This window comes from Pantoea sp. SGAir0180, from assembly GCF_043546245.1.
The window spans coordinates 407104-428007 of record NZ_CP028071.1; the positions used below are offsets into that span (position 1 = coordinate 407104).

At 55.4% G+C, this 20904-nt stretch carries 20 protein-coding genes; 8 read left to right on the top strand and 12 right to left on the bottom strand.

Annotated elements, in window-relative coordinates; translation table 11 throughout:
* Positions 1–171: 171 nt before the first annotated feature.
* From C1N58_RS02000 to C1N58_RS02025, 6 genes are all read right to left on the bottom strand, one after another.
* Positions 172–1371, bottom strand: a complete 1200-nt coding sequence (locus C1N58_RS02000) for an MFS transporter (RefSeq protein ID WP_039340114.1) — start codon at positions 1369–1371, stop codon at positions 172–174.
* Between the two features lie 456 nt (positions 1372–1827).
* Positions 1828–2787, bottom strand: a complete 960-nt coding sequence (gene nrdF, locus C1N58_RS02005) for a class 1b ribonucleoside-diphosphate reductase subunit beta (RefSeq protein ID WP_006120682.1) — start codon at positions 2785–2787, stop codon at positions 1828–1830.
* Positions 2788–2797: 10 nt separating this feature from the next.
* Positions 2798–4936, bottom strand: coding sequence for a class 1b ribonucleoside-diphosphate reductase subunit alpha (gene nrdE, locus C1N58_RS02010; RefSeq protein WP_394564519.1), 2139 nt, complete (start codon positions 4934–4936; stop codon positions 2798–2800).
* Entirely contained in the window at positions 4915–5319 is a 405-nt protein-coding gene (nrdI, locus tag C1N58_RS02015; RefSeq protein WP_006120681.1) for a class Ib ribonucleoside-diphosphate reductase assembly flavoprotein NrdI, read from the bottom strand. Before nrdI ends, nrdE begins: the two co-directional genes overlap by 22 nt.
* Positions 5320–5323: 4 nt before the next feature.
* Positions 5324–5566: a redoxin NrdH gene (locus C1N58_RS02020; RefSeq protein WP_006120680.1), complete on the bottom strand. Its 243-nt coding sequence runs from the start codon at positions 5564–5566 to the stop codon at positions 5324–5326.
* Between the two features lie 292 nt (positions 5567–5858).
* Positions 5859–6176 carry a DUF883 family protein gene (locus tag C1N58_RS02025; RefSeq protein ID WP_033739441.1) on the bottom strand — a complete coding sequence of 106 codons (318 nt, stop codon included), beginning with the start codon at positions 6174–6176 and terminating at the stop codon, positions 5859–5861.
* A gap of 151 nt (positions 6177–6327) precedes the next feature.
* On the opposite strand from C1N58_RS02025, the gene C1N58_RS02030 reads away from it, so the two are divergent.
* From C1N58_RS02030 to C1N58_RS02045, 4 genes are all read left to right on the top strand, one after another.
* Positions 6328–6663, top strand: a complete 336-nt coding sequence (locus C1N58_RS02030) for a DUF2002 family protein (RefSeq protein ID WP_006120678.1) — start codon at positions 6328–6330, stop codon at positions 6661–6663.
* A 137-nt stretch (positions 6664–6800) separates the two neighbouring features.
* Entirely contained in the window at positions 6801–8207 is a 1407-nt protein-coding gene (gene mmuP / locus C1N58_RS02035; protein ID WP_006120677.1) for an S-methylmethionine permease, read from the top strand.
* Positions 8197–9132, top strand: a complete 936-nt coding sequence (gene mmuM / locus C1N58_RS02040; RefSeq protein WP_164482509.1) for a homocysteine S-methyltransferase — start codon at positions 8197–8199, stop codon at positions 9130–9132. Before mmuP ends, mmuM begins: the two co-directional genes overlap by 11 nt.
* A gap of 96 nt (positions 9133–9228) precedes the next feature.
* Entirely contained in the window at positions 9229–9648 is a 420-nt protein-coding gene (locus C1N58_RS02045; protein ID WP_006120675.1) for a hypothetical protein, read from the top strand.
* Here C1N58_RS02045 and speG read toward each other — a convergent pair whose 3' ends face one another.
* Genes speG through C1N58_RS02075 form a run of 6 tightly spaced genes read right to left on the bottom strand, consistent with a single transcriptional unit; the run spans position 9649 to position 15182 of the window.
* Positions 9649–10194, bottom strand: coding sequence for a spermidine N1-acetyltransferase (speG, locus tag C1N58_RS02050; protein ID WP_006120674.1), 546 nt, complete (start codon positions 10192–10194; stop codon positions 9649–9651).
* Positions 10195–10208: 14 nt separating this feature from the next.
* On the bottom strand, positions 10209–10892 hold the full coding sequence (locus C1N58_RS02055) for an ABC transporter ATP-binding protein (protein ID WP_058702298.1): 684 nt from the start codon (positions 10890–10892) through the stop codon (positions 10209–10211).
* Positions 10885–11712, bottom strand: coding sequence for an ABC transporter ATP-binding protein (locus tag C1N58_RS02060; protein WP_033739435.1), 828 nt, complete (start codon positions 11710–11712; stop codon positions 10885–10887). The genes C1N58_RS02055 and C1N58_RS02060 overlap by 8 nt, the downstream gene beginning before the upstream one ends.
* Positions 11702–12559 carry an ABC transporter permease gene (locus tag C1N58_RS02065; protein WP_262959391.1) on the bottom strand — a complete coding sequence of 286 codons (858 nt, stop codon included), beginning with the start codon at positions 12557–12559 and terminating at the stop codon, positions 11702–11704. The genes C1N58_RS02060 and C1N58_RS02065 overlap by 11 nt, the downstream gene beginning before the upstream one ends.
* Positions 12556–13608: an ABC transporter permease gene (locus tag C1N58_RS02070; protein WP_283785975.1), complete on the bottom strand. Its 1053-nt coding sequence runs from the start codon at positions 13606–13608 to the stop codon at positions 12556–12558. The genes C1N58_RS02065 and C1N58_RS02070 overlap by 4 nt, the downstream gene beginning before the upstream one ends.
* Positions 13608–15182 carry an ABC transporter substrate-binding protein gene (locus C1N58_RS02075; RefSeq protein ID WP_033739429.1) on the bottom strand — a complete coding sequence of 525 codons (1575 nt, stop codon included), beginning with the start codon at positions 15180–15182 and terminating at the stop codon, positions 13608–13610. Before C1N58_RS02075 ends, C1N58_RS02070 begins: the two co-directional genes overlap by 1 nt.
* Positions 15183–15827: 645 nt before the next feature.
* Between C1N58_RS02075 and mgtA the strand changes: the two genes are divergently transcribed.
* From mgtA to C1N58_RS02095, 4 genes are all read left to right on the top strand, one after another.
* The gene (gene mgtA, locus C1N58_RS02080) at positions 15828–18530 is read left to right on the top strand and encodes a magnesium-translocating P-type ATPase (protein ID WP_283785976.1); all 2703 of its coding nucleotides are present in this window, start codon (positions 15828–15830) and stop codon (positions 18528–18530) included.
* 474 nt (positions 18531–19004) lie between these two features.
* Positions 19005–19787, top strand: a complete 783-nt coding sequence (locus tag C1N58_RS02085; RefSeq protein ID WP_394564520.1) for a winged helix-turn-helix domain-containing protein — start codon at positions 19005–19007, stop codon at positions 19785–19787.
* Positions 19780–20244 (top strand): hypothetical protein, encoded by a 465-nt coding sequence (locus C1N58_RS02090; protein ID WP_394564521.1) that lies wholly within the window; start codon positions 19780–19782, stop codon positions 20242–20244. The genes C1N58_RS02085 and C1N58_RS02090 overlap by 8 nt, the downstream gene beginning before the upstream one ends.
* A gap of 325 nt (positions 20245–20569) precedes the next feature.
* Positions 20570–20824 carry a FaeA/PapI family transcriptional regulator gene (locus C1N58_RS02095; RefSeq protein WP_006120482.1) on the top strand — a complete coding sequence of 85 codons (255 nt, stop codon included), beginning with the start codon at positions 20570–20572 and terminating at the stop codon, positions 20822–20824.
* Positions 20825–20904: the final 80 nt, after the last annotated feature.

Consider the following 20904-nt stretch of genomic DNA (forward strand, 5'->3'; position numbering starts at 1 on the left):
GTGGTGATTCAAGATCTGTCCTTGACCCCAGGGTGAAGGTGGTGCGCATCGATATCACAGGCGTTGGTCGTAGAGCGAAACGGTACGACATCAAATGATTTCGAAAGAAAAAATAACCGACGTGAATAACTTTGGGGCCAACCATAGCAAACTCACACTCGGCTGAACAGGCTAAATCACACTATTCTGGCTATTCGGTTGCTCTAAGCGGTGATTCCTCCACCAGACAAGTAAATTCAGTAACGTCAGTGTTGCACCGGCTGCGCAAACCCCATGCCAGCCGCCCAGATGATAGGCATTGGCAGACAGCAGCGAACCCAGCGCACCGCCGATAAAGTAGCTGGTCATATAGCCGGCATTCAGACGGTTACGGGCATCAGGCTGACGCGCGTAAATCACGCTCTGATTGGTGATATGCACGCCCTGTACCGCCAGATCCAGCAGCAAAATGCCGATAATCAGAGCCGCAAGATGCTGCGTGCCCCAGGCGGTCACGCTCCATGACAGCAGCATAATCAGCAAGCCCATGCTGGTGGTCAGTTTCGCTTTACCTTTGTCCGCCAGCGCCCCGGCTTTTCTGGCCGCCAGCGCGCCAGCGGCACCCACCAGCCCCAGTAAGCCGATCTCCCCTTCCGAATAACCGTAGGGCGCGGAAGAGAGCAGAAAGGCCATTGAGGTCCACAGGATGCTGAAATTGGCAAACGTCAGGCAACCGGTAAAGGCCCGGGTGCGCAGAACAGCGTCGGCCGCATACAGCCTGAAAATGGAAACCAGCAGCTGCGGATAATTTAACGAGACCGAGGGGGTAATACGCGGCAGCGCGCGCCACAGCGCCAGCGCCATCAACAGCATTAAGACGCTGGCGACCCAGTAGACGGTTTGCCAGCCGCCCAACTGAGCCAGGCCGCCCGCCACGGTGCGCGCCAGCAAAATACCCAACAGCAAGCCACTCATGACGGTGCCGGTCACTTTGCCCCGTGTTTCCGGGCGGGCCAGGGTGGCCGCCAGCGGTACCAGAATTTGCGCCGCGACAGAAAAGAGCCCGGTAAGTACCGTTCCCAGTAACAACACAGGAAAGGAGGAGGAAAGGGCAATGATCACCATACCAAGCGCCGCCAGCACCATCATGGCAACAATCAGTCCACGCCGTTCCAGCATATCGCCAAGTGGGACCAGCAACAGCAGACCGCAGGCATAGCCGAGTTGCGCGCTGGTCACGATAAACCCGGCGAATGCGACGGATAAGTGAAAGTGAAGGGCGATAGTATGCAGCAGAGGCTGAATATAATAATTACTGGCGACGCACAGTCCCGTGGCAACGGACATCAGTCCCACCAGCGCGGAAGATAAACCAGGGTGAGACGTTGTCATAGGTCGTCAGTAGCAAAGATGAATAATAATGTGGCGTTAATAATAACCTAAAAAATAATTTGATAGCTATGTTTATGTGATAGTCGGGTAACAGTAAAGATCGACAGCCGTTTACGTCGGGTTTGTTGGTCGCGATCTCTCGGGTCGTGGCAGGCACAGACTTATCCCTCTGTCAGGTTGGATCCGGGTACGGCGCCCCGTTTTGGCGTCGGAATAAACGGGTTTCTCAACGCCATGCCAAAGGCAGCGCGTTGCTGAGAGCGGTCAGTGCGTGAGCAGTGATATCGGTCTGGTTAACCCTGGCAACGGCGGCCAAATCGTTACCGTCATTTATTGTGGCGCGATCGGCACCCATTCCGCGGACGGAGAGGGAAGGTTCAGCGCGCTGTGAAAATGCCGCGCGCCTGTCCCTTCGCGAAGGGGAAACGTGCCGTTGACAGCACGGCACACAACGTCTTAAAAATTCCAGTCTTCGTCTTCGGTTTCGACCGCTTTCCCCATCACGTAAGACGATCCTGAGCCCGAGAAGAAATCATGGTTCTCATCCGCATTGGGTGACAGTGCCGCCAGAATGGCCGGATTGACCTGCGTGAGCTCCGCCGGGAACAGAGCCTCGTAGCCCAGATTCATCAACGCTTTATTGGCGTTGTAATGCAGGAAGGTTTTCACCTCGTCTGCCCAGCCTGTTTCGCCGTACAGCGCTTCTGTATAGGCCACTTCATTTTCATACAGCGCCAGCAGCAGATCGATGGCGAACTGCTGTAAGGCTTCGCGGCGGCCCTCATCGACCTGCTCAAGCGCTTTCTGGTATTTATAGCCGATATAGTAGCCGTGTACCGCCTCATCGCGGATGATTAAACGAATCAGATCCGCCGTATTGGTCAGCTTGCCGCGGCTGGACCAGTACATCGGCAGCCAGAAGCCCGAATAAAACAGAAACGACTCCAGAAAGACGCTGGCGATTTTTTTCTTTAACGGATCGTCAGCGCGGTAATGGGTCAGGATAATCCCGGCTTTATTTTGCAGGGCCTGGTTCTCTTCACTCCACTGGTACGCCGCATCCACATCGCTGGTATTGCATAAGGTCGAAAAAATCGAGCTGTAGGAGCGGGCATGCACCGCCTCCATAAAGCTGATATTCGACAGCACCGCCTCCTCATGCGGCGTCAGCGCGTCAGGCATTAACCCCGGTGCGCCCAGCACATTCTGAATGGTGTCCAGCAGCGTCAGGCCGGTAAAGACGCGAATGGTGAGCTGCTGTTGTGACTTGTCCAGCGTCTGCCAGGCCGGCAAATCATTGGACAGCGGGATTTTTTCCGGCAACCAGAAGTTGCTTGTCAGACGGTTCCAGACCTCAAGATCTTTCTCATCCTGAATCCGGTTCCAGTTAATCGCGTGAATATGTCGAAGTTGCATAACAGGTTTCTCACAGTGCACAGGAGACGCAGCCCTGCACTTCGGTGCCTTGCAGGGCCATCTGGCGCAGTCGAATGTAATAGAGCGTTTTGATGCCTTTCTTCCAGGCGTATATCTGCGCTTTATTGATGTCGCGCGTGGTCACGTCGTCCCGGAAGAACAGGGTCAGTGACAGGCCCTGATCCACATGTCGGGTTGCCTCAGCGTAGGTATCAATAATGGCCTCCGGCCCAATCTGGTAGGCATCTTCATAGAACGCCAGATTGTCATTGGTCATGAAGGGGGCGGGATAGTATACGCGACCGGTTTTACCCTCTTTGCGGATCTCAATACGCGACACAATCGGATGAATACTGGAGGTGGCGTGATTGATGTAGGAGATCGACCCCGTGGGCGGGATAGCCTGCAGATTCTGATTGTATAAACCCGAGGTCATCACCGCTTCACGCAGCGCCAGCCAGTCTTCACGGCCGGGCAGCGTAATGCCCGCTTTGGCAAACAGGGCGTCAATACGGGCGGTGCGCGGCTGCCAGTCAGCGTTCAGATACTTGTCAAAGTAAGCGCCGGTGGCATAGGTCGAGGACTCAAAACCCTCGAAGGTTTGCTGGCGTGCTTTTGCCAGCTGATTCGAGGCGCGCAGCGCATAATAGGTCACACAGTAAAAATAGAGATTAGTGAAATCCAGTGCTTCCGGGGAACCATAGACGATGCCTTCCCGCGCCAGATAGCCATGCAGGTTCATCTGGCCCAGGCCGATCGCATGGGAACGCCGGTTACCTTCTGCAACGGAAGGCACGGACGCAATATCACTCATCTCTGATACCGCCGTCAGGGCGCGGATTGCCGTATCCACCGTCTGTGCGAGATTGCCCGAGTCCATCGCATGCGCGATATTCAGGGAACCCAGATTACAGGAAATGTCTTTTCCCACGCGGCGGTAGCTCAGGTCTTCATTAAACTCGCTGGCGCTGTTCACCTGCAAAATCTCTGAACAGAGGTTGCTCATATTAATGCGACCGGCAACAGGGTTATCGCGGTTGACGCTGTCCTCATACATGATGTAGGGATAACCCGATTCAAACTGAATTTCCGCCAGCGTCTGGAAGAAATCGCGCGGCTGAATATAGGTTTTACGAATGCGGTCATCCGCCAGCATCTCGTGATATTTCTCACTGACGCTGATATCACCAAACGCCTGACCGTAGATCCGCTCCACATCGTAGGGCGAGAACAGCGCCATCGGCTGATTCTCTTTGGCAAGCTGGAAGGTGATGTCCGGGATCACCACGCCCAGCGACAGGGTTTTAATGCGGATTTTCTCGTCGGCGTTTTCGCGCTTGGTATCCAGAAAACGTAAAATGTCAGGATGGTGAGCACTGAGCCAGACTGCGCCTGCTCCCTGACGTGCGCCCAACTGGTTAGCATAGGAGAACGCATCTTCCAGCATTTTCATGACCGGAATGACGCCGGAAGACTGGTTTTCAATGCGCTTAATCGGCGCACCGGCCTCCCGCAGGTTCGACAACAGGAACGCCACGCCGCCGCCGCGTTTGGACAGCTGCAGGGCGGAATTCACCGCCCGGCCAATCGATTCCATATTGTCTTCAATACGCAACAGGAAGCAGGAAACCAGCTCGCCGCGCTGTTGCTTGCCGCAGTTAAGGAACGTCGGCGTGGCAGGCTGAAAACGGCCACTGAGGATTTCCGCCAGCACTGCGCGTGCCAGGCTTTCGTCGCCCCGTGCCAGCGTCAGTGCCACCATGCAGGCACGCTGCGCAAAGGTTTCCAGATAACGCTTGCCGTCAAATGTCTTCAGCGTGTAGCTGGTGTAGTACTTCCACGCGCCTAAAAAGGTTTTGAACTCAAAACCCCATGCGTCGGCTTCATCGTGCAGGGCACACAGGAAGTCAAAATCGTACTGATTCAGCACGTCCGCTTCATAGTAGCCTTCTGCAACCAGATAGCGCAGGCGCTCGGCTACGCTGGCAAAGTGCAGCGTATTGGGTTGCACGTGCTGAATAAGGAACTGTCGCGCCGCCTGCTGATCCTTTTCAAACTGAATACGGCCATCGGCGTCGTAAAGATTCAGCATGGCGTTCAGCGCATGGTAGTCCAGCGCAACGTTGTTCAGAGTGTCTGTTGTTGCCAAAATTGGGTTACTCCCGCTTTTACATTGGCGATATCGTCCGGCGTTCCCATCAGTTCAAACCGATACAGGTAAGGAACCTGGCATTTCTTAGCAATGATGTCGCCCGCCAGGCAGTAGCCTTCACCGAAGTTACGGTTACCGGCCGCGATCACGCCGCGCAGACCGCGACGATTGGCTTCATCATTAAGAAACTGAATCACCTGTCTGGGCACGGCGCCGCGATGACTGCCACCGCCATAGCTCGGCACCACCAGAATATAAGGCTGGTGAATATGCAGCGGTTGCTTGCTCTCAATCGGTATGCGGTGCGCGGGCAGGCCCAGACGGGTAATAAACCGATGGGTGTTTTCCGACTGGCTGGAAAAATAGACCAGTGGGAACATGTGACTACCCGCCGATGGTCGTGGTTTGGGTTAAACGGGCTATCTTGTCAGGACGAAAGCCACTCCAGTGATCGTCATGGGTCATCACCACGGGCACCTGGCGATAGCCCAGCGCTTTCAGGCTGTCGATTGCGTCCGGCTGGGTATCCAGATTGATCAGTTGGTAATCGATGCCGTGGCGATCCAGTGCATTCTTCGTGGCATTACACTGGACACAGTGGTTTTTAGTGTAAATAATAATGCGCATGATTCGTATTCCTCTTTCATTGCGGTCCTGCTGCGAATAACGACGTGTATTTCCCTGAATCAGGCTTCGTTCGTGCAAACATCTTGTGGGCTGACAATGAAATGAATACTAGATGTAGTATTTGTGGCGGTCAATAGCACCATATGTAGGGTTAATCGCGATTATCGCGGCAAGTCAGGCCTGGCGCGCTCTGCCACCCGAAAAATAAATTTGTAAAGCTGGTTGATTAAAAAACAGGCATAAAAAAACCCCGCTCAGTGAGCGAGGCGGATGATAACGGGGTGGAACAGCGTTAGCGGCGTGAAACCAGTAGTGCGCCCAGCACAATGCCGACGGCCGCGCCGATACCCACACCGTACCAGGGTTTGTCATGGACATACGCGTCGACCTGATAGCCGGCATCGCGGGCCACCTGCGTGACGCGGTTACCGCCGCCGTTCAGTTTTGCCCGGGTTTGCTTAAGCAGGGCTTCAGCCTGACTGCGCGCAGAATTGACTTCGTCTTTGGCCTCGCTGCCGTAAGACTTCAGCAGGGCTTCAAGTGAATCTGCCAACTCATTAACATCCTGATTGATATCAATGTCATCGTTTTTTTGCGTTCGATTAAACATTTTTGGCTCCCTTGTCATTAACACGTAATACTCAGTGTAGACCACGTTTTGCTTAACGAGGCGCGGGACGACCCTTTAGGGAAAATTCCGAATGCCCGTACAGCCACGCTGATGTAAGGTTGCGTGGCTTTTGAAGAGGAGAGGATCAAGCATGTATTTACGACCAGATGAGGTAGCGCGCGTCCTGGAAAAAGTGGGCTTTGAAGTCGATGAAATTACCCCCCGTGCGTACGGCTATCGTCGTGGCGACAACTATGTTTACGTCAATCGCGAAGCGCGCATGGGGCGCACGGCGCTGGTTATCCACCCCACGTTAAAAGAAAAAAGTCAGCCTTTCGCCGAACCGGCCTCAGAAATGAAAACCTGTGATCACTACACACAGTTCCCTCTCTACCTGGCCGGTGATACGCAGGAACACTACGGTATTCCGCACGGTTTCAGTTCGCGAATGGCGCTGGAACGCTACCTGCAAAGCGTGTTTGGCTAACGCATTCCGCCCCGTTATCACGGGGCGCCGATCCCGGCCTTTCTGGCACCTTACCGCTTCGCCCGTTGCATTTCGGCGCGACGACGCGTATAAATCTGCTGCATATAGATGTTTAGACGTCCATACGGATGAGGTTTATGAGCGAGCAGAATACGTCTTCGCAGGGTCAGTTCAAGCGAACCATGAAAGTACGCCACCTGGTGATGTTATCGCTGGGCGGCGTGATCGGTACGGGCCTGTTTTTTAACACCGGCTACATCATTTCCACGACAGGGGCCGCCGGTACGCTGCTGGCTTATCTGATTGGCGCGCTGGTGGTCTGGCTGGTCATGGCCTGCCTGGGTGAGTTGTCCGTGGCGATGCCCGAAACCGGCGCATTCCACGTCTATGCGGCCCGCTATCTGAGTCCGGCAACCGGCTATACCGTGGCCTGGCTCTACTGGCTGACCTGGACCGTCGCGCTGGGGTCCAGCCTGACGGCGGCAGGGTTCTGTATGCAGTACTGGTTTCCGCATGTGCCGGTCTGGATCTGGTGCCTGGTTTTCTGTATTGCCATCTATCTGCTGAACGTGATTTCTACCCGCTTCTTTGCGGAAGGGGAATTCTGGTTTTCCATCATCAAGGTCATCACCATTGTCGCCTTTATCGTCCTGGGCGGTGCAGCCATGTTCGGGTTTATTCCCATGAAGGACGGTACGCCAGCACCCGGCCTGAGCAATCTTACCGCGCACGGCTGGTTGCCTAACGGTGTGTTGCCGATCATCATGACCATGGTGGCGGTGAACTTTGCCTTTTCCGGCACTGAGTTAATCGGTATTGCCGCCGGTGAAACCGAAAACCCGCAAAAAGTCGTGCCGCTGGCTATTCGTACCACCGTTGCTCGTCTTATCCTGTTCTTTGTCGGCACCGTCTTCGTGCTGGCGGCGCTGATCCCGATGGATCAGGCCGGTATCGTCAAAAGCCCGTTTGTGCTGGTATTTGAGAAAATCGGTATTCCATGGGCGGCGGATATCATTAACTTTGTTATTCTCACGGCCATCCTGTCAGCGGCGAACTCGGGCCTGTATGCTTCGGGCCGGATGCTGTGGTCGCTGGCCAATGAAAACACCTTGCCGCGCGCCTTCGCCCGGGTAAATAAACGTGGCGTACCGCTGCTGGCTATCACCGTCAGCATGATTGGCGGGCTGCTGGCGCTGTTTTCCAGTGTGGTCGCGCCGGACACCGTATTTGTGGCGCTGTCTGCTATCTCTGGCTTTGCCGTCGTGGCGGTGTGGCTCAGCATCTGTGCATCGCACTATGTTTTCCGTCGCCGCCATGTGCAGCAGGGCAAAGCGCCAGCGGACCTGATTTACCGCGCGCCGCTCTATCCGTTTACGCCGATTCTGGGCTTTTTACTCTGCCTGCTGGCCTGTGCCGGGCTGGCGTTTGATCCCTCACAGCGCATTGCCCTGTGGTGCGGAATTCCGTTTGTGCTGTTTTGCTATGGCGCTTACCATGTGACCCACAAAAAATCACAGGCTAAGGAGGCCAGAGATGTCGCGTAATCCTGTATCACACGCACTGCAGCAGTCTGCTCCGTTGATTCTGGATGGGGCGCTGGCGACTGAGCTGGAAACCCGGGGCTGCGATCTGACGGATGCGTTGTGGTCCGCGAAAGTGCTGATGGAAAATCCTGAGCTGATTTACCAGGTGCACTATGACTATTTTGCTGCTGGCGCGCGCTGCGCGATTACCGCCAGCTATCAGGCGACGCCACAAGGCTTTGCGGCACGCGGTTTGAACGAACAGCAGTCGCTGGCGCTGATCGCACAAAGCGTCGAACTGGCTCAACGTGCCCGCGCAGATTACCTGGCGACGCAGACAGACGACAGGATATTGCTGGTAGCAGGCTCGGTGGGCCCTTATGGCGCGTTTCTGGCGGACGGGTCGGAATATCGCGGCGACTATACGTTGCCCGAAGCCGAGATGATGGCGTTTCATCGCCCCCGGATAGCTGTCTTGCTGGCAGCGGGCGTGGATGTGCTGGCCTGTGAAACCCTGCCTTCGTTTGCCGAAGCGCAGACGCTGGTCAACCTGCTGCGCGAATTCCCTGACAGCTGTGCCTGGTTCTCCTTTACGCTGCGTGATGCGGAACACCTCAGCGATGGCACGCCGCTGCGTGACGTTGCGGCCTACCTGAATGCGCAGCCGCAGGTTATTGCCGTGGGGATCAACTGCATCGCGCTGGACAGTGTCACACCCGCTCTGCAGCAGCTTCAGCGCCTGACAGAGAAGCCCCTGGTGGTGTATCCCAATTCAGGTGAGCAGTACGATGCCAACAGCAAAAGCTGGCACTCCGCGCCCTCAGGTTGCACGCTGCATGACAAATTTGCCGAATGGCAGCAGGCCGGCGCCCGACTGATTGGCGGCTGCTGCCGCACCTCACCCCGTGACATCGCGGCGATTGCCCGCCATTGTCAACCGCAATAAAGCAGCAGAATCGGGCGATGATAGCCCGATTGAGAAGGATGAAAAGGTGGGAAGGGCGGTTTACACTGTGCTTCCTGACTTTTATCGGATCCTGCCATGAAACAGCACATTCTGGCTCTCGCTGCCGCGATGCTACTGAGCGGTTGCGCCACCATTGTTGGCAACGAAACCCAATCGGTTCTGATCGATTCGCAGCCGCCCGGCGCGCGTTTTACCGTACAGGATGAAACTGGTCGTCCGGTTGCGGAAGGCTATACGCCAAAAACCGTCATCCTGGAAAAATCCACCCATCGGTATTTTGGTAAAAAGCACTATTTGCTGATGCTGGAAAGTCCGGGCTACGTGCCCGTCACGGTGCCGATCGAAGCCCGTGCCAACCTGTGGTACCTGCTGGGGAATATTCCACTGCTGGGCTTCCCCGGCTGGCTGCTGGTCGATCCGTTCTACGGGGGCATGTATAACCTGGAACCCGAGCATCCAAAGCCTTACATGAACCCGGTCGGCGCACGCGGCTGATTACTGGGCGGTAGGTTTTACCATACCGCCCGGTGCTTTATGGCGTTCCAGATACTGATGCTGGAAAATGCACATACGAATGGTGTTGCGGTATTCGCCATTGATAAAGAATTCGTGTTTAAGCACGCCTTCAATCTCAAAGCCCAGTTTGCTGTAGATGTGGATGGCTTTCTCATTTTCCTGATCGACGATCAGGTAGAGCTTATACAGATTCAGCACGGAAAAACCGTAATCCATCGCCAGCTTCGCCGCCTGGGTGGCCAGACCTTTGCCCTGATGCGCCGGATCAATGATGATCTGAAATTCAGCGCGGCGGTGAACATGGTTAATCTCCACTAACTCCACCAGCCCCGCTTTTTGCCCCTCATGCTCAACCACGAAGCGCCGTTCGGTCTGATCGTGAATGTGCTTATCGTAGAGATCGGACAATTCCACGAAGGCTTCATACGGCTCTTCGAACCAGTAGCGCATGACGCTGGCGTTGTTATCCAGCTGATGCACAAAGTGAAGATCTTCTCGTTCCAGTGGGCGAAGTCGGATGCTCATGGTTTTTCCTTGCATCAGGCTGAGGCGGCAATCTGCTCAACGATCCGTCCCTGCGCCATCCGGACGGCGCGGTCACACATGTGATCAATCACATCGGGATCGTGGCTGACCAGCACCATCGTCAGACCATCCTGACGCTTAAGATCGTTAAGCAGATTGAGAATCTCAGCCTGGATTGACATATCCAGTGCCGATGTTGGCTCATCCAGCAGCAGTATTTTGGGCTGAAGCAACAGGGCGCGCACGATAGCCACACGCTGGCGCTGACCGCCGGACAACTGATGAGGATAGCGATCGGCCAGCGACGGATCCAGCCCCACATGGCGAAATCCCTCATGAATACGATCGTCGATGTTGTCCCGTTTCAGCAGGTTGAGCGGCTCGGACAGCGTACGGCGCAGGCGATGGCGGGGATGCAGGGAGGCATAAGGATCCTGAAACACCATCTGCACCTCCTGACGCAGCGCGCCGGTAAAGCTTTTGCCCGGCAGGACTTTGTGCCCTGCCAGTTCCATATTCCCCTGCCAGTGCGGATTCAGTCCGGCCATCACCCACAGCAGCGATGACTTGCCGCAGCCAGACGGGCCGACCAGACCAAAACACTCGCCCGCGTTAACCTGCAGGTTAACGTCGTGTACGACGGTACGCAGATCGTAACCCTGTTTGTGTGACACGCTCAGGTGTTGCAGATTAATCATGGTGAGCCTCCAGCGCTGCGCGGTCCAGCACCGGTAGTGGTTGTCCGTGCGTGGCTTTACTGGGGCGGCAGGACCACAGCGTGCGAGTGTAGGGATGGGTTGCGCGCGGCAAATCCGCCGCAGGCAGCGTATCCAGCACGCGACCTTTGTACATTACCATCACGCGTTCGCAGTGCTCTGAGACCTGTTGCAGATCATGGCTAATCAGCAGCAGGCCCATGTTGCGGGACTCAACCAGCTCACGAATCAGCGACAGCACCTGATCGCGCATGGCGTGATCCAGTGCGGAAGTCGGCTCGTCGGCAATCAAAAAGGCCGGATCGGTAATCAGGGCGATGGCCAGCATCACGCGTTGTCCCATCCCGCCGGAAAGCTGATGCGGATAAACCTGCATCAACTGGCGCGGATTAGGCAGCCCGACGGCATCCAGCATGTCGCACACCTTTTCTTTGCGCGCTGCGCGGCTCAGGCGACGGTGCAGAATCAGCGGCTCTTCCACCTGCCAGCCGATCGTCCGTGACGGATTCAGCGCATATTTGGGGTCCTGCATGACCATGGCCACGCGCTCGCCCCGCAGCTTACTCCAGCCGCGCTCGTTCAGGGCCAGGGCATTTTCACCCGCGACCTGAAGCTGGCTGGCCTGCAGATGCAGGGCAGGGGACAGTAAGCCCATTAACGTCCGGGCGGTCAGCGATTTACCCGAACCGGATTCACCAACCAGCGCCACCCGCTCCCGCCCGATGGAGAAACTGATATTGTCGACCAGCGTCGCCGCCTCGCTGCGGATGCTGAGTGACTCCACAAGAATGTTATTTTGCATGTCGGGTATCCAGTCGGTCACGCAGGCCATCGCCTGTCAGGTTAAACGCCAGGCTGGCAAACAGAATGGCCGCGCCGGGAGCCGCCGCCACCCACCACTGGTCAAAGATCACCTTACTGCCTTCCGCAACCATTGAACCCCACTCGGCGGTAGGCGGTTGCACGCCCATGCCCAGAAAGCCCAGTCCGGCAGCGGCCAGGATAATCCCGCCCAGGCTCAGCGCCGCGCGCACCACGGCGGTGGGCAGGCACAGCGGCAGAATATGGCCGAACATCAGGCGAAAGCCGGTAATGCCTTGCATACGGGCGGCGGCCAGATAGTCACTGCGCCGCAGCGCCAGGGTTTCGGCGCGCGCCTGACGGGCAAATGGCGGCCAACTGGTCAGCGCCAGCGCCAGCGCACCGTTCATCAGGCCCGGTCCCATAATGGAAACCAGCGCCAGGGCAATCACCAGGTTTGGCAGTGAAAGAAAAATATCGGTGATGCGCATTAAGACGCGCTCGGTCCAGCCGCCCGTATAGCCGGCGGTAATGCCCACCAGCAGGCCCACCGGGATAGTGAGGATCAGAATCAGTGATACCAGCAGCAGCGTCGGACGTGCGCCATAGATCACCCGTGAGAGCAGGTCGCGGCCAAAGCCATCGGTGCCAAACCAGTGTGCAGCCGAAGGCGGCAGCAGGCGGCTGGAGATGGTTTGCAGATTGGGATCGTAAGGCGCGATGAACGGTGCCAGCACTGCCATCAGAATGACAATCGCCACCAGCGTTAACCCGATGGTTAACGAGGTGATGCGTCGGCGGCTGCGTCGTGGTCGCACCGTTTCAAGTTCAGTAAGTTGTTGCGTCATCGTGTTCTCGGATCGGTTAACCAGGTGAGGGCGTCCGCCAGCGTATTGATCAGAATAAAACAGCTTCCAATCAACAGAGTAGCCCCCAGAATGGCTGGCACATCGCCAGAGAAGAGCGCATTGGTCATATAGCGCCCTACGCCAGGCCAGGCAAACACGGTTTCTGTCAGCACCGAGCCTTCCAGCAGCGTGGCGTAGGACAGCGCAATCACGGTAATGAGCGTACCCAGCACGTTCGGGAAGATATGGCGCAGCAGAATCCGTACCCGGCCCGCGCCTTTTGCCCGCGCCAGCACCACATACTCTTTGCTGCTCTCTTCCAGCAGCGCCGCGCGCAGCAAACGGGTAATGCCCGCCATCGCCAGCAGGCCCAAAATCACCACCGGCAACCAGAGATGGGCCACCGCGTTCCAGAAAATTTCCCGGTCGCCCGACAGCCAGCTGTCAATCAGCACAAAGCCGGTTTTCGGCTCCAGCGTATAGGCCCAGATATCATCCAGCCGTCCCGGTCCGGCAGACCAGTGCAGCACCGCATAAAACAGCAATAAGCCCAGCAGGCCCAGCCAGAAGACCGGCACGGAGTAACCCAACAGAGAGATAAAGCGTGCCACGTTATCGATCACGCTGCCGGGTTTCCAGGCGGCCAGCAACGCCAGTGAAACGCCAAAGATCACGGCAAAAATCATTGCGCAGGTGGCCAGCTCAATGGTGGCCGGAAACGTCTGCAACAGGTCGCTGCTGACGGGCTGATTCGTCAGACGGGAAACGCCGAGATCGCCGCGCATCAGATGCGCAATGTAGTGCCAGAACTGCATCAGTACCGGTTGATCCAGCCCGAGATCGTGACGAACCTGCGCATAGGTCGCTTCACTGGCATGATCGCCCGCGATTTGCTGTACCGGATCGATCGGCGAGAGATGCGACAGCATAAAGGTAAACGCCAGCAATCCTGACAGGGTGATTACCAGTGACAGTAAGCCTGATGAAAGGCGGCCAGCGCGCCGCCAAAAATGCCGGGTGGACCCGGCAGAAGAGGCAGAGTGTGCCATTACTTAGTAACCTGCGAATAGTAAACCATGTCCGGGTTAATGCCCTGAACGTAGCCTTTAAGGTTATCGCGCAGGGCGATAAGGTTTTTCGCCTGCAGTCCAATAACATAAGGCGAGCTTTTCAGCACTTCACGTTGCATCGCCTGGTAAAGTTCAACGCGTTTTTTCGGATCGCTTTCCGCGGTTGCAGCCAGCACCTGCTTATTCAGTTCTGGAATATGCCAGTCAGAACGGTAAGCAATCGTCTTGCTGCCATCTTCCGGGTTGTAGGCGAACGACGAGGCGTTGGTATTCGGATCAAAGTAGTCTGCGCCCCAGGCGTTGATCGTGCCTTCGTAGTTATGCGCTTTGACGCGGGTAGAAACTTCAGAGCTCAGTCCCGGCAACACTTCCACTTTTACGCCGCCTTTAGCAAAGCTGCCCTGCAGGGCCTGGGCAATATCCAGATACGGGGGCTGATTGCTGGTGGACAGGGTAAAGCTGACATTCGTCAGGCCGGCTTTTTTCAGGATCGCTTTCGCTTTTTCCGGATCGTAACTGTACGGGTTGTCGTTTAAGGCACCCAGAAAACCTTTCGGCAGAAACGTCTGGTGCACATCGAACTGCCCTTTCAGCAGCTGTCCGGCAATGCCTTTATAGTCGAACAGGTAGCGTGCCGCTTCCCAGAAGGCCGGGTTTTTTAACGCCGGATTATTTTTGTTGCCAATGTTGAACTGGATGTAATACAGCGAGGCCATCGGAATCGCGTCGGTTTTCACACCGCTTTTGCCCTGCAGCGAGGCAATCTGGTCTGCCCCCAGGTTACGGGCGATGTCAGCGTCGCCTTGCTCAAGCAGCAACCGGCGGGCCGCCGGTTCCGGCACATTTTTGATCAGAATATTTTTAATCTTCGGCGCGCCGGCCGGTGACGTCGGGTTGGCGGTCAGGATGACGGCCTGATGCATCACCACTTTACGAATCTGGTAAGGGCCGCTACCGGCAGAGTTGGTGGCCAGCCAGCCGTTACCGAAATCGCCTTTTTCGGCGTGCGCGCTGACAGTTTTTTCATCGACGATGGAGGAAACCGGTGCGGACAGCAGGCTAAGAACGTAAGCCGGGCTGACGTTCGCCGTCCAGCTAATCTGCACATGGTTGTCATCAACCTTTTTCAGGAAGCCATCCACATTATCTTTGTTCCAGCCGAGCTGGGTCAGAATAAAGGAAGGATCCAGATTCAGTTTCACCACGCGCCCCAGCGAGAAGATCACATCTTCCGGGCGCAGGGGATTGCCGCTGGCGAATTTGGCGTCTTTACGCAATGCAAACGTCAGGCTGCGGTTATCGCTACCCGGCTGCCAGGATGTCGCCAGGGTCGGTTTTAAATCTGTGGGGTTTTGTGGATCCGACTGCACCAGGCGCTGATAAATGTTGGTAAACGCTTGCACGCTGGTCAGTTCAAACCCTTTCGCCGGATCAAAGCTGTCTGCATCGTCTGTTGACTGTACGACGACCAGGGTATCTTTTGGTGTGGCGGCGTTAACGCTGAATGCGGTGGCCAGTGACAAGGCCAGTAATGATGGAATTATTTTTTTCATGGAAAATCCTTGCCTGAGAAAGTAACGCGAGTTTACGAAAGGGCTCATGCAAAGAATAGTCGATTATGGGCTAATGATATGCAAAAAAGTTATAACAAATGCAGCGCGGTTATAAGGCTGGTCAGGCGGGCATGCTGAAGTCACAACGGTTAATAAACGAAACCGGGATTGAACCGTTATTTTTCTTTACCCGAACGGGGCTGGGATTATACTAAGCGAAAATAGTCGCAGGAGTCATACTTTGGATAGTCACCCTAAATACGTTATTACTCCGGCAAGCTAACTGCATTTCGCTGCTTGCCACCTGGCGGGCAGCAATCTTCTCTGTACGATCCGATTGCTCTCCCTGAAATACACGCTGTAGTCACTGCGAGAGCGCATTATGTTTATGTATATTCAGGCCCTTTTTCCTCCGCCTCGACAGGCGTAGCCGCGGGCTGCGCACCCTTTCTCATACAGTCATTTTTTGTGCGTTTATTTCGCCAGGTCCGGTATTGCGCGGTATTTTTATTTTTCTGCGCGGCGGACGTGCGCGCTTATTTATTAAAAACTGACTGAACCTCTTTACCGGAAATAACCGGAAATACAGGCATGCTTTATTTCGCATGCAGGATATCTGTTGCTTTAAATCAGGGAGATGTCGACATGAGCGACATGAAACTCGAACACGCCGCGATGATTCACAACCGCCAGCGTGCACTTAAAAAAACCAAAACGCCCTTTGCCATTGAACGCGAAGCACGCAATCGCACCGATGTCACGCTGAGCAACCTCCACAGCAGCTATGAGGGCCTGACGCACACGGAAGCCCGGGCGCGATTGGGTGATTATGGCCGCAATGAGGTGGTGCATGAAAAAGCGCCTTCCGCGTTTGTCCAGCTGATCCTGGCCTTTAACAATCCGTTCATCTATGTGCTGATGGTGCTGGCACTGGTCAGCTGGGTAACCGATTACTGGCTACCGCTGCGGGCCGGTCAGGACACCGATCTGTCTGGCGTGATCATCATACTTACCATGGTAACGCTCAGTGGACTGCTGCGTTTCTGGCAGGAGTTCCGTACCAACCGCGCCGCGCAGGCTTTAAAGTCGCTGGTTCGCACGCAGGTTACCGTACTGCGTCGTGAAGAAGGCAGCACGACTGGCCGCCGTCACGATATCGATATGCGTGAACTGGTGCCCGGCGATGTGATTTTATTGAGTGCGGGCGATCTTGTGCCGGCCGACGTGCGCTTGCTGGCCTCGCGCGACCTGTTTATCAGCCAGGCGATCCTGACCGGTGAATCGCTGCCCGTTGAGAAAAACGATCTCAGCGCAGGTGAAGAGATCGCAGAGCAGCCCGGTCGCAGCGTACTGGAGCTCAGAAACAGCTGTCTGATGGGGACCAATGTCGCCAGCGGCACGGCTCGCGCACTGGTCGTCGCCACCGGCAGTGAAACCTGGTTTGGTTCGCTGGCGGCCTCGCTCTCAGGTCGTCGTCCGCAGACCGCGTTTGACCGTGGCGTAAACAGCGTGTCCAGACTGCTGATCCGCTTCATGCTGGTGATGGTGCCGATTGTCTTACTGATCAACGGCTTTACTAAAGGCGACTGGATGGACGCCACCTTGTTCGCGTTGGCGGTTGCCGTCGGTCTGACCCCCGAAATGCTGCCGATGATCGTCAGTGCCAATCTGGCCAAAGGCGCGATTGCGATGTCACGGCGCAAAGTCATCGTTAAACGGCTGAACGCGATTCAAAACCTCGGTGCAATGGATGTGCTGTGTACCGATAAAACCGGCACGCTGACGCAGGACAACATTTTTTTGTCGGCACACCTGAACGGGGAAGGCGTAGAGGATGCGCGCGTATTGCTGCTGGCCTGGCTCAACAGCAGCAGCCAGAGCGGGGCAAAAAATTTGATGGACCGCGCGGTACTGAAATTTGGAGAGCAAACCCTGTCTGCGGCCCAGTGCAGCCAGTTTCAGAAGGTGGATGAGCTGCCTTTTGACTTCGTCCGCCGCCGTGTCTCTGTGGTGGTGGAAGATCTGCAAACGCACCGTCCACTGTTAATCTGCAAAGGGGCGGTCGAGGAAATGCTGGCTGCTGCGACCACACTACGTCAGGGCGAGTCGGTCATTCCGCTGTGCGAACAGAAACGCGTCGAACTGTTGAACCTGACGCAGCATTATAATCAGCAAGGCTTTCGCGTCCTCCTGGTGGCAACCCGTGAGCACGGCATAGCGCTGCCACTCAGCAGCAATGATGAGTGCGAGCTGACCATTGAAGGGATGCTGACCTTTCTGGATCCGCCTAAGGAGAGCGCGGGCAAAGCGATTCAGGCGCTGAAAGACAGTGGCGTGAAGGTCAAAGTGCTGACAGGCGACAATCCGCTGGTGACGTTGCGCGTCTGTCAGGAAGTGGGGCTGGCTTCTGAAGCCATGCTGACCGGCAATGAGATTGATGACATGAGCGACGCGGTGCTGCGCACGGAAGTGGAGCGCTGCATGATTTTCACCCGGCTGACGCCGCAGCAAAAGTCACGCGTGCTTAAACTGCTGCAGCAGAATGGTCATACCGTCGGTTTCCTCGGCGATGGCATCAACGATGCGCCTGCGCTGCGCGAGGCCGATGTGGGGATCTCTGTCGATACGGCGACGGACATTGCCAAAGAGTCGTCGGACATTATCTTGCTGGAAAAAGATTTGGCCGTGCTGGGCGAAGGTGTGCTCAAAGGGCGCGAAACCTTCGGCAATATCATCAAGTATCTGAACATGACGGCCAGCTCGAATTTCGGCAACGTGTTCTCCGTACTGATTGCCAGCGCATTTATTCCTTTTCTGCCCATGCTGTCTATCCAGTTGCTGATTCAGAACCTGATGTATGACATCTCTCAACTGGCTCTGCCCTGGGACAAGATGGATCGCGAGTTTTTACGTAAACCGCGTAAGTGGGATGCCGGTAACATTAAGCGCTTTATGCTGTGGATGGGGCCAACATCGTCTATTTTCGATGTCACGACCTTTGCGCTGATGTGGTACGTCTTCGGGGCAAATCATGAAAGCGCCCAGTCGCTTTTCCAGTCTGGCTGGTTTGTGGAAGGGTTATTGTCTCAAACGCTGGTGGTGCATATGTTGCGGACGCAGAAAATTCCCTTTATTCAAAGCTGCGCCCGGCTGCCGGTGCTGCTGACCACGATGGGTATCTGTGCGGCGGGTATCCTGCTGCCGTTCTCTTCGCTGGGTACGCTGGTGGGATTAGTTCCGCTGCCCTGGCACTATTTCCCCTGGCTGGTGCTCACCCTGTTTAGCTACTGTCTGGTGGCGCAGGGAATGAAGATGGCGTACATCAAACGCTTTGGCCGCTGGTATTAAATGCTTCAGCCGTAAAAACATCGCCGGTCAATGCCACAAGGTGAGGGTGGCATTGACCGGTTTTCCCTCTGTGCGCATCTGCACGGCCCGTCTTCGTGAACTTGTGCTATATCATTGCAAAAAACGTGATGTCGATAACGTAGACGAACCTTTCTGCCATTCCCGCTCTTGCCGTGGCGTTCTCTGATACAATTACAGCGAAATTATTTAACCTGACCTGACAATATCCGGGTTGGAGGGATCTGCCGTCATCATGCGTGTTAGCTCAGCGAACGGACACGTATCTGAGCGCCGCCCGTTTCCCCGGCCGGTAATGCACACTGCCCGCCACGTCAGAAGATTTTGCTCAGTGGCCATGCATACCACACCCGGCCGGCGCTGATGATGCGCGGACTTTTTTGCCCGATGATTGAGGATCGTTATCCCGCATGCGTTGTTGTTTACTGCCTTGCCTGTGTGTTGCCGGAGCCTGAAATGCAGCAGACAGAATATGTAATTGAAGGTCTGGTTCGGTTTTCACCCGCTCAGGGACGACTGTGCCTGGTCGAGTCCAGTGAAACCAGCGTGCCCTTATCGCCTGCCTGCAATCATTTACTGGAAATGTTTCTGAAAAGCCCCGGCGTGGTGCTGGCCCGGGAACGTATTCTTGATAATTTCTGGCAGGAAACGGGCGCAACGCCTTCGTTCAACAGCCTGAATGCCTATGTATCGTCCATTCGACGCGGTTTTGCCTCGCTGGGCATCAGCCAGGACGTTATCACCACCGTTTATAAAGTAGGCTTTGTTTTCAATCCCACGCTGGCGATTCAAACGACGCACCTTGAGCCGGAACTGGCGGCTCCCACTGCGGATCCGGTCTCTCCGACGGCGGCTCTGCCGCGACGCGACCGTCGTTATTACGCTGCAGGTATTGCGGTGCTCCTGCTGGCAGGCATGACTGTGCTGGTGCTGTCTTCCCTCCGGCCTGAAAAATCGATCGCGCCTGTCAGCGTGGCAGACGTCAACGGCTGCGAGGTACTCTATCTGCCGGTGCATCCGGGGGAATCGGCTTTCCCGCCGGAACCCGTGTGGCGCAAAATCATCGCCAGCAGCGGTATGCCCTGTCAGAAGGGCGGCAAATATCTGTTTTACGCGGACAGAAACGTGACGGCCGGCCACTGGGGCAATGTCTACGTCGCTTACTGCCGCCACGTAACGGGCGGCCAGGCCTACTGCTCAAACTATTCTGAACTCGGATGGCGGGCAGAGAATGAATAAGAAGAACGTCGTGTCGCTCAGTCTGGTTTTGCTTTGTGCCAACCTGGTTATTGCGGGAGGCCTGTACTCTGTAAAATCGCAACGCGCCATGTTCGAATTTACCTGCGCAGCGAATTTTCAACAGCGCGATCTCACCCGGAATTATCATCTGGATGCCAGCTTTGTACTGACGCTGCGTCATTCCGGAGAAGGCATGGTGTCCGTTGATGGAACGGTCTATCAAGCGGGAAATACGTATATCTTAAGACGTAATGTCGAATTTCAGTATTCACCCTATATCCAGTCACTTTATAAGCTCGACCACTATAGTGTGAGTCGCGGTCTGCGCGACAACGTACCGGAAAATATATTAAACAGCCACTTTGCCTATCTCTATATTTCGAAAATAAAAGGAATGGAGGATGCGATATTGGTAGGCAGTCGGGTATTACCTCTTATCGTTTGTCATACCCGCTAATGGCGTTGTCCGCAGGCGCGGGTAGCGCCGTTTCGCACGCCCTTGCCCTGTGGAATGTACGCGGGTTTACGCCTCCTTCTGGTGGCTACCCTGCACAGCGAGCGTCTCTTGTGTGGAATTTAATTTTATATAAATTTATAAAAACAGTTTTTCCTTTCTAAGATTAACCATTCTAAGGTGTTTGTGGCTATTTTAGCCCCGTAATTGTTAAATCCTCATATCGGCAGCATGCCCGGGTTCGTTACAGCCTGGCGCTGTAACGAAATAACAGACATAGCCGGAAAATTTAATTTTTGAGGTGTTAACACTTTACGGGGAAACGGCCATGAAAGAGCTTGCTTATAAAATTCAATGTGACGCGAAATGGAATCAGCTTCAGGACACTGAGAAAAAACCACAGATGAAAGACGTCATTATGTGTCTTATTAAAAAACAGTCGGAAGGCATATTAACCCGGGACGTCGCCGATGAGTGCGATATGTCTATTTACGCTGCAAGAAACTGGCTGTTAAAACTGGAAAACAGTGGGCTGCTAAAAAGAGAGGCCGGAACCAAATCCTGTAAATGGTTTATTCTTTAGTGTTTCCCGTGCGTGCTCCCGATGACCTGACGCTCACCGGCAACCGTGCGTGACTGCACAGGCGGGATGTGCCGCAGGGA